This is a genomic window from Nocardia camponoti (genome assembly GCF_014646135.1).
GTDB classification, from domain to species: domain Bacteria; phylum Actinomycetota; class Actinomycetes; order Mycobacteriales; family Mycobacteriaceae; genus Nocardia; species Nocardia camponoti.
This window is the reverse complement of sequence record NZ_BMMW01000002.1, coordinates 1454657-1468854: the sequence shown is the minus strand read 5'-3', so window position 1 is coordinate 1468854 and position 14198 is coordinate 1454657. Positions and strand designations below refer to the sequence as shown.

Below are 14198 nucleotides of genomic sequence, written 5' to 3'. Positions count from 1 at the left end.
CAATTCCTCAAGCTACCTGTTGGTCTACCGGGCGCGCCGTGGAATGCCGCCCGCGCGCTTTACGACAAGCGCGCGGGCCGCACTACGAACCGGTCGGGCCAATTACTCTTCCGGTGCATCGGGGAAAGCCTGCTGTGTGTAACCACCGCGAAGCGTTCCCTCTAGATAAGCGGCCTTGCATGCGCGGCGCGCGATCTTGCCCGACGACGTGCGCGGGATCGATCCGGCAGGCACAAGCAGGATGTCGCGCGCGGTCACACCGTGCCGCTGCGACACCGCGGCACGCACCGCGTCGGCGATCGGGCCGGGGTCGGCCTTACCGGCACCCGGACCACGCTCGGCGACGATAACGAGCTGCTCAGAGGCATCATCGGCGTCGAAACGCAGCCCCGAGTTGTTGTCGTCGAAGACAACGGCGGGCAGCTGGTTAGCGGGCACGGCGAACGCGGCGACGAAGCCGGGACGCAGCGACGTAGACGCTTCTTGCGCGGAGAACTCAAGGTCCTGCGGGTAGTGGTTGCGACCGTCGACGATCACCAGGTCCTTCACGCGACCGGTGATGTAAAGCTCGCCGTCGAAGTACACGCCGAAGTCGCCGGTGCGCATCCAGTCGGCGTCGGTGGCCGTGCCTTCGGTGTGGCCGCCGGGCTGACGCTCGGTGACGCGGTTGCGGAAGGTCTTGGTCGACTCGTCGGGGCGACCCCAGTAGCCGATGCCCATGTTGTTGCCGTGCAGCCAGATCTCGCCGACGTGACCGTCGGGCAGCTCGCGACCTTCGCCGCCGTCGGCCGACTCGGGATCGATGATCGCGGCCCACTGCGAAAGACCGACGTAGCCGCAGGAAACCTGGGCGATGGCGTTCTCAGCACCCTGCTCGACGCGGACCATGCGGCCACGGTTGAGCTCGTCGCGGTCGACGTAGACGTACTTGGCTTCGTCTTCGGAGCGCGTCGCCGAAACGAACAACGTCGCCTCAGCCATGCCGTAGCAGGGCTTGATCGCGGTCTTGGGCAGGCCGTAGGGCGCGAACGCCTCGTTGAACTTGCGCATCGACGAAACGGTGACCGGCTCAGAACCGTTGATCAGGCCGATCACGTTCGACAGGTCGAGCGTCTCGCCAGCCTTCGGCACGCCACGCGCCGCGGCGTGTTCGAACGCGAAGTTCGGCGCGGCCGCGAACGTGCCAGCGCCGTCGGAAACGGCGGCGAGCTCGTTGATCCAGCGCGACGGGCGACGCACGAACGCGCTCGGCGACATGATGGTGATGAACTTGCCGCCGACGGCAGGCAGGATCACCGTGAGCAGACCCATGTCGTGGAACAACGGCAGCCAGGTGACGCCGCGCGAGTTCTCGTTCATGTTCAGCGAATTGATCATCTGCAGCAGGTTGGTGCCAACGCCACGGTGGGTGATCTCAACGCCGGCAGGCACACGGGTGGAACCCGACGTGTACTGCAAGTAGGCGATGTCGTCGATCGCGGTATCGGGACGCACCCACGAATCACCGAGCGTGTCGGGGATCGCGTCGACGGCGATGATGCGCGGACGCTGCGCGGCGGGAAGGCCGCGGAAGAACTGCCGAACGCCAGCCGCCGAAGAGGTGGCGGTCAAGATCGCGGCAGGTTCACAGTCGCCGAGCACCGCGTGCAGTCGGTCGGTGTGGCCCGGCTCCTCCGGATCAAACAGCGGCACCGAAATGGTGCCCGCGTAGATCGCGGCGAAGAAGGAGATCACGTAATCGAGGCCCTGCGGCGCGAGAATCGCGACCCGGTCGCCCGGGTTCGTGACCTGCTGGAGGCGAGCGGCCACCGCGCGCAGCCGAACACCGAACTCCTGCCACGTGAGCTCGTGCACCTCGCCATCGCGTTCCCGCGAATAGTCGATGTAGCGGTACGCGAGCGTGTTCGCATCATTTCGGGTGTGCTTCTCGACGTGATCGACCAGGGTCGCGCCCTCGGGAATACGAATATTCCCGGTCTCGTCCAGGTAGTCGTCGAAAGTCTCTTCCATTCCTTCTTCTCCTCCGAGGCGCAAAAACCCAGGCGCGCTTGTTGACGGCACGAACGCCTGTGAGGCCTCGACTCGCTATCGCCACCGGCGTGTCAGTTCGGACCTGACAACCTGCGGATTTTCGAGCGGTCTGCGCGGTGACCGCTATTGGCTATGTCTAAAAACCAGACTGATGTTACAGAGCGGGCACGCTCATTCCTCTCGCAGCAGCTCAATTACCGGTGCGAAAGCATCCATCTGGGTGGGGAAGATGCCAACGTACGACATCGAAGTGAGTTGACGCACACGCTTGACCTGCTCGGCGATTTCCTCGAACGTGCCAATGGCGATGTAAGGCGACTCAAGAATCTGTTCGACGGTGAGCTCGATGTCGACCTCAAGGTCGGGGTGCAGACCACGTTCGATGGCCCGCAACGCCATCTCGGCCGTCTTCTCGCGGTCGTCGGTGATGACGATCGCGGTGATAGCCCAGTTGAGTTCGATGTCGGCGAACCGGTCACCGGCAGCGGCCTTGACGAGTTCGACCTTTTCGATCGTCTTCTCCAAGGTGATGCCCGAAAGCAGGCCCTTGCCGTTCTTGGTTGTCTGCGGCACGACCGAAACAATGTCGGCGTGCTTGGCCGCCAAGGCAAGCATCTTCGGCCCACCGCCACCGGTACACAGCGGCGGACGCGGACCCTGTCGAGGCCGAGGCGTGCCCTTGACGTCGTGCACCTGGTAGTGCTTGCCGTCGAAGTTGCACACCTGACCACGCAGCAGCGTGTCGAGAATCGTCAGCGACTCGTCGAGCTTCTCCAGGCGAACGCCGGGACGCTCATACGGGATGCCAGCGTTCTCGAATTCATCCTTGATCCAGCCCGCGCCAACGCCGACCTCAAGTCGACCCTTGGATAGCACGTCGATGGTCGCCAGTTCCTTGGCGAGCACAACCGGGTGACGGAAGCCGTTCGCGAGAACCGAGGTGCCGAGCCGGATTTTGTCCGTTGCCTGGCTGAGTGCGCCGAGAGCGGCAATGGGACCGATCTGGTCGCCAAGATGATCGGGCACAACGAAGGTGTCGTAGCCGTACTCTTCGGCCTGCTGCGCGGTTGCGATGAACTTACGCGCGCCGCCCTCCTGCTTGTTGCCCTCGCCGGCCGCCGCGAAGCGGAACGGACGTAGCGGCGTACCCAACGCGCTTAACTCGGCGACGGGTGCGGCTGCTTCGGTCATGAACTCTTCGCTCCTGGCTTGGCGGTCTTCGCGTACGCGTGTGCGGGGTTATGTGGGCCCAATCATCAGCGCACTTTACAGCGTGTGGCTCGCGGGGCGTACGGATGTCACATCCGGGCGTGAATCATGGCAAATCGACGCCCAGTGTGACTGTGACTACTCCGGAACGCGTGTGCTCACGAATGCGGTGGGTAAGGGGCTTTCTCGATGAGGTCGGCCGCCCAGTTGACCGTCCACTGCGTCGCCGTTGTGCCGTTGGCGTCGACGGTGTTGGTCGCGTACAGCGCGTGCACCGGGTTGCCCGCCGACCGGATCAGCGCCTGCAAACTGCCGATCGCGTTGACGGGGTTGAGTGCTTCGCGAGGGGCGTCGCAGATCATGTCGCCGGGCGCGCAGATCGAATTGACCTTGGGCGCGAGCGAACCGAAGCCGCCTGGGCGCGGGCCGGTCATCGAGATGCCGGGCACGTTGATGCCGCGCAGGGCAACTTCCGCGCCGACGCCAGTGACCGTGCCGACCTGGACCGGATCGGTGGGGCCGGTCTCGCCGGTGCGGCGACCGTCGGCGATCACGGTGACGCCCAGGACGCGGTCGGCGGGAATGGGTCCGTTGCCAGCACCGATCTGGGCGGCGATGTCGCCCGCGATCACGGCACCCTGCGAGAAGCCAGCGATCACGTAATTGGTGAGCGGGCATTCCTTGTACCGCTCAGCGAGCACGTTGGTCGCCCGCGCGGTGCCTTCGGTGCGGCTGTTGTTGTAGGACGCCTGGCCGTCCGGCGGAATCGCGATCGGATTCGAGAACTGGGCGACGTAAGGAACGGTGTAAACCTCAAGTCGATTGTCCGGGAACTGCGCGCGCAACGGCCCGGTGACGCTGAGCATCAACGAAATCGGGTTCGCATGCGGGTTGTAGGGGTCGTCGTTGCTCGACGACTCCCACGTTCCCGGAATCGACAAGAACATGACATCTGGACACGACGCCGGTTGCGATGACGGCGTTGGGGTCGGCCCCGGCGGCGTCGGGCCTGGTTCGCGCAGCCGACCGGCGAGCAAATACCAAGCGACGATGATGACGACGATCGCCAGCACGAAGACGGCGAGCACGGTCAAGCACCCAACAGGCCATAACCTGCGGGGACGGCGGGGCCGGGCGTTCATGTCAGCAGTAAGTCTTGTTCGCGGCGGCGATGTAGATCTTGGCCGCCTTATCGACGTCGAGGCCGGACTTCTCGAACGAGGCGTCGGTACCGGCGATCGCGCCTACGAACGTCGACAGGTCGGCATCGGAAATGCCCGAACCCTTCGTCGAGCAGATGTAGCTGGCCGCGACGATCGCGCTCTGCGGGTCGGCTGGGGTGACGCCGTTGGCCTTGAGCTCGTTGATAAACGCGGCGTCCTTGCCCGAAAGCGCGGGAGCCGGGGTGTCGCTCGTGATCGGGGCCGGCTGCGGTGCCTCAGTGCTTGTCGTTTCCGGTGCGGCGCTTGTCGTGTCGGCGGCGCTCGGCGGCACGACGACCGACGGCGGCGTGGTCGCGGCGACCGACGTGGTTGCCGACGCCGACAGCGTTGGCGTCTTGGACGCGGTCGACTCGTTGTCGCCACAGGCGGTCAGCGCGACGGTGAGCGCGGCAGCCGCCGCGACCGATCCGGCGACCTTGCCGGAAATCCGGAGCATCGCATGCATGAAGATGTCTACCTCGACTGTTCTCGATTGTTCCCAGGACGCGGTCGCAGACCAGGCTAGCGCCACAATGGGGTACGTCGCGGGGTGCGGTTGGATGCTTATCGCATTCTCAGTCCGCGCTTACACCCCGTGAACTTCGGGTTTGCCGTCGCGCACGACGATGAACCCGGTTTGAAAGTTTTGCTGAACGCCGCCTGCGACCGGGAATTCGTCGCTGGTCGGGTACCCAAGTCGACCGTTTTCGAACCCTTGCGCCGCCCACGCGTCGCTGACGGGCCCGTTGCGCACCGACCACGCGCCCGAGAGCGGACTCCAATAGATCGAGCCACCTTCGAATCGACTGAAGTGGCCGAAGTCCTTGATCGGCGCTTCGTCGGCGACGGGGAACCCGAGTGGGCTGTTCTCGAAGCCGAGCTGCCCGTACTTGTCGAGGATGAAACCCTGCACGCGATGCACGCCGGTCGCGGCGCTGTAGAACAGCGGACCGTGCTCAAACGACTGCACCGCGCCGTCGCGGCTAGGCGTGCGCGCCTCGGCGGCCGTCGGATAACCGAGCGGGCCGCCTTCGAAACCCTGTTTGTCCCAGGCGTCGAGGAGGGCACCGCGAATCACCTGCGCGCCCGTCTGCGGGGTCCAGTAGATCGAGCCGCCTTCGAAGGTTTGCAGTCGACCACGTCCGTCGGGCAGTCCGCGCTCCTCGCCCGTCGGCAACCCGAGCGGTGATGAAGCGCCACCAAAACCGGTGTACGCGCCGCCAATTCGACCTGAAACCGGATGCGCGCCAGTGGCTGGGGAGAAGAAAACGCGACCGTTCGCGAAGTCCTGCACGATCGCGGGCCCGCTGTGATATTCGCCGGTCAAGCAGTTGCCGAGCCAATTCGCCACCTGCGCGACTCCGCCGATCGCGCCACCAGCGCCGCATTCCGCGCCGCCCTCGTCGACACCGAGCGCCTTAGCCGCCTGCGGCCACGACTGCCGCATCTCGAAATCCCAATAAGGCCAGGTGTGGGTACCCGCTGGCCGATAACTCGCCTGCACGGGAATCGCCAATTTCTCCAATTTCGCGACGAAATTCTGGGTGGAAAGTCGCGACAGAATTTCCAATCCAGTGCCCGCCCAGTTGTCGCTCAACAGCGGAACATCGGCGCTCGCATGATCGTGCGTGCCCGCCAATCCGCTGCCGCTAGAGACATACATGCTCACGCCTTTGAGCTGATCAGCGAGCAAATACGGGTCGTGTGCCGCCCATTCCGGTCCACCAGGCGGACCCCACATCGCGACGGCGTCAAACCCACCAGCGTCTTTATTCGCGAAACCAATCGCCTGCGGCATGCCCAGCGTTGTCGTTGTGAGCAAACCTGAATACGAAGCGACGAATTTCATGAGGCCGGGGTTGCGGCCAGCGAGGTTCATCGCGGCGGTGCCACCCATCGAAAGTCCTTCTACCCCACGGACATCCGTTGTACGCCAGTCACGCTCAAGCAGGGGCGGAAGTTCCTTGGTGAGGAAGGTTTCCCACTTGTAGGTGCGCCCGTTGTCGGGGCTGAGCCAGTCGGTGTACCAACTCGACTGTCCGCCAACCGGCAAGACAACATTCACATTCTTGTCGGCGTAAAAGCCCTCAGCATCGGCGTCTTTGGTCCAACCGTTTTCGTCGTCCATCGCGCGCAAACCGTCGAGCATCAGCATCATCGGAAATTTCGCGTCGGGATGGGAATTCCAATCCCGTGCAAGCAACATTTGCACCTGAATCGGGGTATTCATCGCGGGCGAGTGCACCGTGAGCGCGACCCGACGGTCCGACAGCCATTCGACCCGTTGAATTTCGGCTACCCCAGGCTGACTCTGTGCGACCGGGACAACCACGGTTGGGGCGAGCAATGCGGCCGTAACGGCGGCAAGGCCCAGAATTCGCCGCAGCGACGCAGCGACACCGCGTTTCGACATAGCGCGACCTCCTCGTCCCCGCAGACCGAAGTACCTCGTTGTGTTTTTGTACACCGGTACCAGGCAATAACTGGGCAGACACGCATCGCCGCGACAACAACGAAAAGACCGGCCCACCCAGCGGGTGAACCAGCCTTAACGAATTAGCTAGCGGAAAACTCTTAGGCGTTGAGTGCCTTGAGAATGTGCGGACGCGCCTTCCACAGCTCGTCTTCCCAGTACTTCCACGAGTGGGTACCGGTGGCGGGGAAGTCGTAAACAGCCTGGATACCAAGCGAATTCAGGCGGCCCTGGAACGCGCGGGTAGACACCATCGAAATGACCTCGATGCCCATCGCGTTGGCGGTGTTGTACGCGCCGCCGAGCCCGGCAGGCTTGTCGTGACCGCCAGGCAGGCCGCTGGCCGACGAAATGAACATCGGCAGACCACGCAGCTCAGGGGCGAAGACCATCGGGTCCATGCGCAGCCACGCCGGGCTCCACGGCGCAGCCATCGAGTCGACATTGAAACGGCCAGCGTCGAGCATCATCACGCGGATGGCCTCACGCATGCCGGGCGCACCCCAGTTCAACGGGCCCGAGAGCGAGGACGCGTGCTTGAACTGGTTGCGGTGCAGCGCGGCGAGACGCAGCGCGGCAGGACCCGACATCGAAAGGCCGAGGACCGCGTTGTTGGTCTTCGATACGCCGTATCCGGCAAGGAAGTTGGGGAGTTCTTCGGTAAGGAAGGTCTCCCACTTGTAGGTGGTCTTCTGGCCGTTGGTGTTTGAGGCCTGCGCCCAGTCGGTGTACCAACTCGACTGTCCGCCAACGGGCATCACCAGGGTGACGTTGTCGTTGCCGAACTGCTGCTGTGCGTTGGTTTCGAACGACCACGCGTTCTTGTCGTCGCGGGCGCGCAGACCGTCGAGGAGGTAAAGCGCGGCGTTGCCACCGTTCTTGGCCCACTGGACCTGAACCTTGATCGGGCCCATCTTGGACGGGACCATCAGCTCCTCGTAGCCACCCGCAGGCGCGCGCAGCACCGGCGCCGCGATGGGCGCGGGCGCGGCAAGCGCGGTCGGGGCCACGCCGACGGCGATCGGAGCAACAAGTGCCGCCGTCCCCAGGGTCAGAATTCGATTACGCCAACCGGCCTTGCCGAAACGCATGTGGATTCCGCTCTCTTTCTGCTGTTGTTGCATGCCAGAGCTGCTTGCGATCGCACGCGAATCCCGACAGTTCATGCGCGATCAGATGAGGTGAAACAACGATCTGGTCACACTTACGCTCGCTGGAGGATATTCGACGGACCGAAGGCGTGCAAGGGGAGGGTCGGTGAGTGAACTTTGTTGCGGCACAGCGGCTCGCACCATAAGCAAAGCAATGGCACGCGACTTGAGGTCGCGTGCCATTGCTTCGTCTTGGAAAAGCTGGAAAAGCTAACCGATGTTGTTCGACAAATCGCCGATCATGCGCAGCGCCTCATCGTTCCAGGTGTTCCACGCGTGAATCCCGTAGGCGGGGAACGAGTAGGTGGCGTTGCCGCCGCCCAGGGTGGCCATGCGTACCTGGAATGAGCGGGTGTTGGCGAGGGCGAGCGCTTCGAGTGCCATGCCGTTGACGGTGTTCATGTTTGGCCCGTCGCCCGCGCTCGGCAAGCCCGACGCGGCCGCGATGTAGACGCGCGTTCCGTTGGCAACGAGGTTGGGCGCGAACACAAATGGGTCCATGCGCAGCCAGTTCGGGCCCCACGGTGGCGCCATCGAATCGACGTTGTAGCCGCCTGCGTCGAGCATCGCGAGGCGGATGGCCTCACGCATGCCGGGCGCGGAGATATTCAGATAGCCCGAAAACGCACCGGCGAACGAGAACTGGTCGGGGTGGTAGGCGGCGAGGGTGAGCGCTGCCGAGCCGCCCATCGAAAGTCCGAAGACGCCGTTGCGATAGTTGCGGAACCCGAGGCGTTCGGAGAGCGCATTGCGTAAGTCGTTGGTGAGGAACGATTCCCACTGGTAGCGGTAACTTTTACCCGGGCCGCCAGCGAGCGCGTTGGCCGCGCCAGAACCGGAGTTGCCTGGACCGCCAGCCGGAATTCCGAAGAATTCACTTGGCGCGTTCCAGTCGGCGTAGAAGCTCGACATGCCACCAACGGGCATCACCACATTGATATTCGCGGCGGCGAGTGCGTTGGGAATATCGGTTTCGATTTCCCAACCGTTGAGATGTTCCGGTGCGCGCATCCCGTCGAGCACATAGACAACCCGCTCTCTATTGCCGTCGGCGGCGGGCAAAATACGCGATTTGATGGGACCCATTCCCGAATCGACCCAGAAGTCGAACGCGCGGTCGTTGAATCCGGCCGACGCTGGGGCGGCCATTCCGCCGACTATGGCGGTTGCTGGAACAAGGAGCGCCATCGACACCCCCGCGGCCAACCGTCGAACCCACGCTCTTGTACGCATTCGATCAGACCTTTCTCAGCAGAGCGATCGCGCAAACCCCGAGTTACACGATCGGATCCTCACCGGATGCCGAGAACGACTAATCCTTGGGCAAAACGGACAAGTAGACCTCGGCGCATGCTCACTGTGAATCAATCAGAACAGAGTGACTATATGTTGCTGGAAAGTGACCCCGTACACAACTCTCGCCCATAATTCGTCACCACCGCTGCCTCGGATTGAGACAAAAACGAGAAACCGCCCCGGCACCAAGCGGTACCGGGGCGGTTGCTGAGGAAAGGCGGTTAGCCGATGTGGGCCGAAAGGTCCGGGATCATGCGGTTGACTTCGGTCTCCCAGTTGCGCCAGTTATGCACGCCCTGGATCGGGAAGTCGAACGTGGCATTGTCGCCACCGAGCGTGGCCCAACGGACCTGGAACGCGCGGCTGTTCACCATCGCGAGCAGCTCAAGCGGCACACCCTGAACAATTTCCATCGGGTTGGAAACGTCGCCAGCACCGGGAACGCCAGCGGCGGCGGAAACCCAAAGGCGCGTGCCGTTAGCGACAAGACGAGGCGCGAAGACGAACGGGTCCATGTGGAACCACTGGCCGCCCCACGGCGGTGCCATCGCGTCGATGTTGAAGCCACCGGCCGAAATCATCGCGACGCGCATCGCCTCACGCATACCCGGTGCCGAGATGTTGAGGTAACCCGAGAACGAGCCCGCGTAGCTGAACTGGTCGGGGTGGTAGGCAGCCAGCGTGAGCGCGGCGGAACCGCCCATCGACAGGCCGAAAACGCCGTTGTTGGTGGTCTTGAAGCCAAGACGGCTCGACAGCGCGTTGCGCAGGTTCGAGGTCAGGAACGATTCCCACTTGTAGGTGTTCTTCTTGCCAGCCACCTGAGCGGGCGCGATCGACGAACCGGTGAAAGCCGAACCGGTCTTCGCCGAGCCGCTTGAGCTGCCCGACGAACCGGCCGAGCTGCCATCGAGGCCGAAGAAGCTCGACGGGGCGTTCCAGTCGGCGTAGAAGCTCGACTGGCCGCCGATCGGCATCACGACGTTGATGTTGGCTGCCTGCAGCGCGGCGGCGACGTTGGTGTCGATTTCCCAGCCGTTGAGGTCGTCACGCGCGCGCATCCCGTCGAGCGCGTAGACAACGCGGTTGGTGTTGCCATCGTTCGCGCGGAAGACGCGCGACTTAATCGGGCCCATTTCCGAGTCGACCCAAAAGTCGAATCCCGACGGGTTGAATGCCGCGTTCGCGGTTCCAATCCCCACTGGTCCGGCAATTGCTCCCCCGATGGGCAGTGCCACTGCCAGCGAGACCAACACCGACTTCTTGAGCCAGGAGGCTCCCCTGGCTCTGAGACGTCCGCCACGCATTTAGATTTGGGCCTTTCCTCAAGCGGCTCACCCGGAGCCGCGGGGTTGTTTCCCTCTCGCAAGACCATATCGTTACGTCGGCGTCCACGCGTTACCGATATGTGATTTTTAGGGCGTAGCCCACTCGCCCACCTGGACCGACGTGACGCCGATGCGACTTAGCGCGGCGGCTCGGGGTGCGGGTTGACGAGTCCGCAGCGCTCGATCTCGTACTTCGGCACCCGGTCGATGCGGTATTTCGCGAACTCCATGGCGTGTCGCAGGTTGTGGATAAACCGCTCACGCGTCAGTTCACCGCGCGTCGAAAGTAATAGCGCCTGGGTATCAGGACAGGACATCGCGACCCGCGCCTGATCGACCCACTTCTCGTCCATGTACCAGGGCATCCACGGGTGTAGGTCGACCATGCCAGCGTCGACGACAACCCAGTCCGAGTAGAGGCTCTTGTCGTGGCCGATGCGGCCGTCGGAGAGTCGGTCCGAGTGCGCGGCGAGCGGGTAGGCGAGGCCCATCGGGTCGATGACGCGCACGTCGAGCGGCACGTTCATGCTGGTCATGCCCAGGTTCAGAAAGTAAACCGTATGCCCAGCGCCGCCCGGCGGGATCGGTTCCGGCGGCGGGACGATGTACCAGAACGTGAACGACGGCGAGTTCAGCAGCAGCCCACCGTTTGGCGTGTTCTGAATGCCTTCGACCATCGCGCGCATGCGCGGGTAGTCGAGGTAGTCCTCGGCGAGGATCGGGTGGTCGTGGCCGGTGTTGAGCACGTAGTAGATGCGCTCGTCGACGATGCCGGACGCGCGAATCTTGGTTCCGGTTGTGATCGCGGTTGTCGCTGACGCGTAAACCGCCCAGCCCGCGCTCACCAGCAGCGCAAGCAGCAGCAGTCCGGTCGACAAGTCCGCTTTACGCACCGCGCGCAACCGGATCGGCACAACGGCCACCGGCAACAGCAGCAGGAACAACTGCGTGAGCAGCACGCGACCGTGCATGAAGTCGCCGCCGACGCGCACGGCGTAGACGGTAAGCAGCAGGCCGCTCGCCAATACCATCACGACGACCGCGCTAGGCGAACGCAACCAGTCGCGGAACGCGCTGATCGAGCGAGGCAATGCGAAGGTTCCACGGGAAACAGCGAGCCCGATGCCAGCCGCAAGCAGCGTGATCAGCGGAATCAGCAGGTAGTAGGGCCCGACGAGGTCCCACAGGTAGGTCATGCCCTGACCCCACTTAGCGCCGCCCGCATCCTTGGCGACGGCCGTGTTCGGGTAGGGCAGGCCGTAGTAGCCCATGCGCCAAATCTGGTACGCGACCGGCACGAAGCCAGCGACCGCGACGATCAGCGCGCGCAAAACAATCGGCCCGAACCGGAACTGCGGCATCGGTGCGAGGAAGATCATCGCGAGCGCGGCGACGCCAATCAGCGTGGCTTCAGGGCGAATCAGCGGCGCGAGTCCCGCGACGAAAACCAACGCGAGCAGCGCGGGAATCCGCACTGTCTTCGCCTGACTCCACCGCATCATCAGCAGCCACAGCAGCCCGACCCAGCAGATGACGAGGCCGCTTTCGAGCCCTGACGTCGCGTAATCGCGCGCGGGCGGCAGCGCGATGTAGACGAGCACGCCCGCAGGAAGCAGCAGCTGACCTGAGGTTCCGCCGTAAAGGCGTGCGGTGCCTGCCATCGCGAAAACGATCGCGAGCAGCGAAACGCCGAGCGCGACACCAAGCACGACGTACTCAAGTCGCGCTTGGGTGAGCCAGCTGAAGAACCAGACGATGAACGTCCACGCCGTCGACGTGTTCGCTTCAACGCGTTCGTCGGCATTGAAGACCGGGCCGTTGCCAGCGAGGATGTTGCGCACCGTGCGCAACACGATGAGGCCGTCGTCGGCGATCCACCGCCGCTGCCACGCCCCAAAGGCGAACAGGGCGACGGTAATCGCCATCCCACCAAAGAACGTGGCGCGGGACAGAGCAGCGAAACGCTTCGGACTAGCTAGCGCAGGTGCCGACTCTTGCTTTGTTGCGCTTTCCTGTTCCGCTACCACGATCTCGTCAGGTGAGATAGACAGCGACACCTACCGCTCCGATCCAAGCAATAGCGAGGAACTGGAGGATGCGGTCCCCCAGCGCGATCTCTTCGGGTTCACCGGCCTCGCCACCGTCGACGTCGACCGCGTAACGCAGGATTGCGATGGTAAACGGGATCATCGAGATCGAGAACCACTGGGTGTCTCGAGCCGAGTCCTGCTGGAACGCCCACAGGCCGTAGAACACGACGACGGCCGTTGCCGCGAGCGTCCAAATGAAGCGCAGGTAGGTGGGGGTGTAGTACTCAAGCGACTTGCGAATCTTGGCACCGGTGTCGATGGCGATTTGCAGTTCGGCGTAGCGCTTGCCCGCGGCCATGAACAGCGAGCCGAAGGCCATGATCAGCAGGAACCACTGAGAAAGCGCGATGCCAGCGGCAGCGCCACCGGCGACAGCGCGCAGCAAGAAGCCCGACGAAACGATGCAGATGTCGAGCACGGCCTGGTGCTTGAGACCGAAGCAGTAGGCGAGCTGGATGGCGATGTAAACGGCCATCACGACGACCAAATGCCACGACGCGAGGAACGAGATCGCGAGCGAGCCGAGCAGGAACCCGACGGCAAGTACGTAAGCCAGGTTGACCGGAACGACGCCAGCCGCGATGGGCCGGTACCGCTTGGTCGGGTGCGCGCGGTCGGCTTCGACGTCGAGCGAGTCGTTGACCAGGTAGATGCCGGAGGCAGCCATGCAGAAGACGACGAAGGCGATGCCGACCTTGATCAGCACGCTCGAATCGCCGAGCACCTCGGGACCTGCCGCGAGCGGCGCGGCGAGCACGAGGACGTTCTTCACCCACTGACGTGGGCGGATGGCCTTGATGACGCCACCGACGAGAGTCTTCGGCGGGCCTTTGACAACAGCCTCGTCCAGGACGGCGGCGGACGGTTCTTCGCTCATCTGGGCCAAAGTTCTTTCAGTTGCGGTCACTTGCGGAGTTTCTTTTCAGCAGCCAGGACGGCTGCGGCCGAGGCGGCTCCGAGCGCGGAACCGGCGAGCACATCGGAAGGGTAGTGCACACCGAGGACAACGCGGGACAGCAGCATCGGCGGGACAATGACCGCGGGAAGCGGCAGCCCGGTCAGCCTACCGAGCAGCACCGCGGCGGCTGTCGTTGAGGTCGCGTGCGACGACGGGAAGCTCAGCTTGCTCGGCGTCGACACGTTGACCTGCACCAACGGGTCGTTCGGCCGGGGCCGACGCACGATCCGCTTGATCACGATCGAAGCGGCGTGCGCGCCAACCGCGCCAACGGCGACGCCAGCCCACTGCCGACGACGCGGCTTGTCGACGAGCCAGCCAGCGGCGGCGATGCCGATCCAGCCGAGCGCGTGCTCACCGAAGTGCGACATCCCGCGCGCCGCGGAAACCACGGCCGGGTTGTTGCCGATGGTGTGCTGGACGGTGTTGATGACGCCGACCTCGAAGGGCACGTACTCGC

Annotated in this window: 11 protein-coding genes; all 11 read right to left on the bottom strand. The window is 63.9% G+C overall.

All coding sequences use genetic code 11. The features are described 5' to 3' along the window. Positions 1-102: 102 nt before the first annotated feature. Positions 103-2010 carry a long-chain-fatty-acid--AMP ligase FadD32 gene (gene fadD32, locus IEX78_RS14740; protein WP_188829432.1) on the bottom strand — a complete coding sequence of 636 codons (1908 nt, stop codon included), beginning with the start codon at positions 2008-2010 and terminating at the stop codon, positions 103-105. A 192-nt stretch (positions 2011-2202) separates the two neighbouring features. Continuing rightward, positions 2203-3222: an LLM class F420-dependent oxidoreductase gene (locus IEX78_RS14735; RefSeq protein ID WP_188829431.1), complete on the bottom strand. Its 1020-nt coding sequence runs from the start codon at positions 3220-3222 to the stop codon at positions 2203-2205. Positions 3223-3398: 176 nt separating this feature from the next. Next, entirely contained in the window at positions 3399-4382 is a 984-nt protein-coding gene (locus IEX78_RS14730; protein WP_188829430.1) for a cutinase family protein, read from the bottom strand. A gap of 1 nt (position 4383) precedes the next feature. Beyond that, positions 4384-4908 carry a DUF732 domain-containing protein gene (locus IEX78_RS14725; protein ID WP_229683967.1) on the bottom strand — a complete coding sequence of 175 codons (525 nt, stop codon included), beginning with the start codon at positions 4906-4908 and terminating at the stop codon, positions 4384-4386. A 120-nt stretch (positions 4909-5028) separates the two neighbouring features. Continuing rightward, entirely contained in the window at positions 5029-6855 is a 1827-nt protein-coding gene (locus IEX78_RS14720) for an alpha/beta hydrolase-fold protein (protein ID WP_188829429.1), read from the bottom strand. A gap of 161 nt (positions 6856-7016) precedes the next feature. Next, positions 7017-8006 (bottom strand): alpha/beta hydrolase, encoded by a 990-nt coding sequence (locus tag IEX78_RS14715; RefSeq protein ID WP_188829613.1) that lies wholly within the window; start codon positions 8004-8006, stop codon positions 7017-7019. A 270-nt stretch (positions 8007-8276) separates the two neighbouring features. Beyond that, on the bottom strand, positions 8277-9299 hold the full coding sequence (locus tag IEX78_RS14710; RefSeq protein WP_268240900.1) for an alpha/beta hydrolase: 1023 nt from the start codon (positions 9297-9299) through the stop codon (positions 8277-8279). A 284-nt stretch (positions 9300-9583) separates the two neighbouring features. Then, complete coding sequence (locus IEX78_RS14705; RefSeq protein WP_188829428.1) at positions 9584-10669, bottom strand: alpha/beta hydrolase; 1086 nt, start codon at positions 10667-10669, stop codon at positions 9584-9586. 158 nt (positions 10670-10827) lie between these two features. Then, positions 10828-12615, bottom strand: a complete 1788-nt coding sequence (locus IEX78_RS14700) for an arabinofuranosyltransferase AftB family protein (RefSeq protein ID WP_188829427.1) — start codon at positions 12613-12615, stop codon at positions 10828-10830. A 109-nt stretch (positions 12616-12724) separates the two neighbouring features. Further along, positions 12725-13657: a decaprenyl-phosphate phosphoribosyltransferase gene (locus IEX78_RS14695; RefSeq protein WP_188829611.1), complete on the bottom strand. Its 933-nt coding sequence runs from the start codon at positions 13655-13657 to the stop codon at positions 12725-12727. Positions 13658-13683: 26 nt separating this feature from the next. Continuing rightward, positions 13684-14190: a phosphatase PAP2 family protein gene (locus IEX78_RS14690; protein WP_188829610.1), complete on the bottom strand. Its 507-nt coding sequence runs from the start codon at positions 14188-14190 to the stop codon at positions 13684-13686. Positions 14191-14198: the final 8 nt, after the last annotated feature.

What these genes read in the sequence shown, in the direction of transcription:
- fadD32 (WP_188829432.1), bottom strand. Translation starts at nt 2,010, where the DNA reads ATGGAAGAGACTTTCGACGACTACCTGGACGAGACCGGGAATATTCGT.
- IEX78_RS14695 (WP_188829611.1), bottom strand. Translation starts at nt 13,657, where the DNA reads ATGAGCGAAGAACCGTCCGCCGCCGTCCTGGACGAGGCTGTTGTCAAA.
- IEX78_RS14705 (WP_188829428.1), bottom strand. Translation starts at nt 10,669, where the DNA reads ATGCGTGGCGGACGTCTCAGAGCCAGGGGAGCCTCCTGGCTCAAGAAG.
- IEX78_RS14715 (WP_188829613.1), bottom strand. Translation starts at nt 8,006, where the DNA reads ATGCGTTTCGGCAAGGCCGGTTGGCGTAATCGAATTCTGACCCTGGGG.
- IEX78_RS14700 (WP_188829427.1), bottom strand. Translation starts at nt 12,615, where the DNA reads ATGGCGATTACCGTCGCCCTGTTCGCCTTTGGGGCGTGGCAGCGGCGG.
- IEX78_RS14730 (WP_188829430.1), bottom strand. Translation starts at nt 4,382, where the DNA reads ATGAACGCCCGGCCCCGCCGTCCCCGCAGGTTATGGCCTGTTGGGTGC.
- IEX78_RS14725 (WP_229683967.1), bottom strand. Translation starts at nt 4,908, where the DNA reads ATGCATGCGATGCTCCGGATTTCCGGCAAGGTCGCCGGATCGGTCGCG.
- IEX78_RS14710 (WP_268240900.1), bottom strand. Translation starts at nt 9,299, where the DNA reads ATGCGTACAAGAGCGTGGGTTCGACGGTTGGCCGCGGGGGTGTCGATG.
- IEX78_RS14720 (WP_188829429.1), bottom strand. Translation starts at nt 6,855, where the DNA reads ATGTCGAAACGCGGTGTCGCTGCGTCGCTGCGGCGAATTCTGGGCCTT.
- IEX78_RS14735 (WP_188829431.1), bottom strand. Translation starts at nt 3,222, where the DNA reads ATGACCGAAGCAGCCGCACCCGTCGCCGAGTTAAGCGCGTTGGGTACG.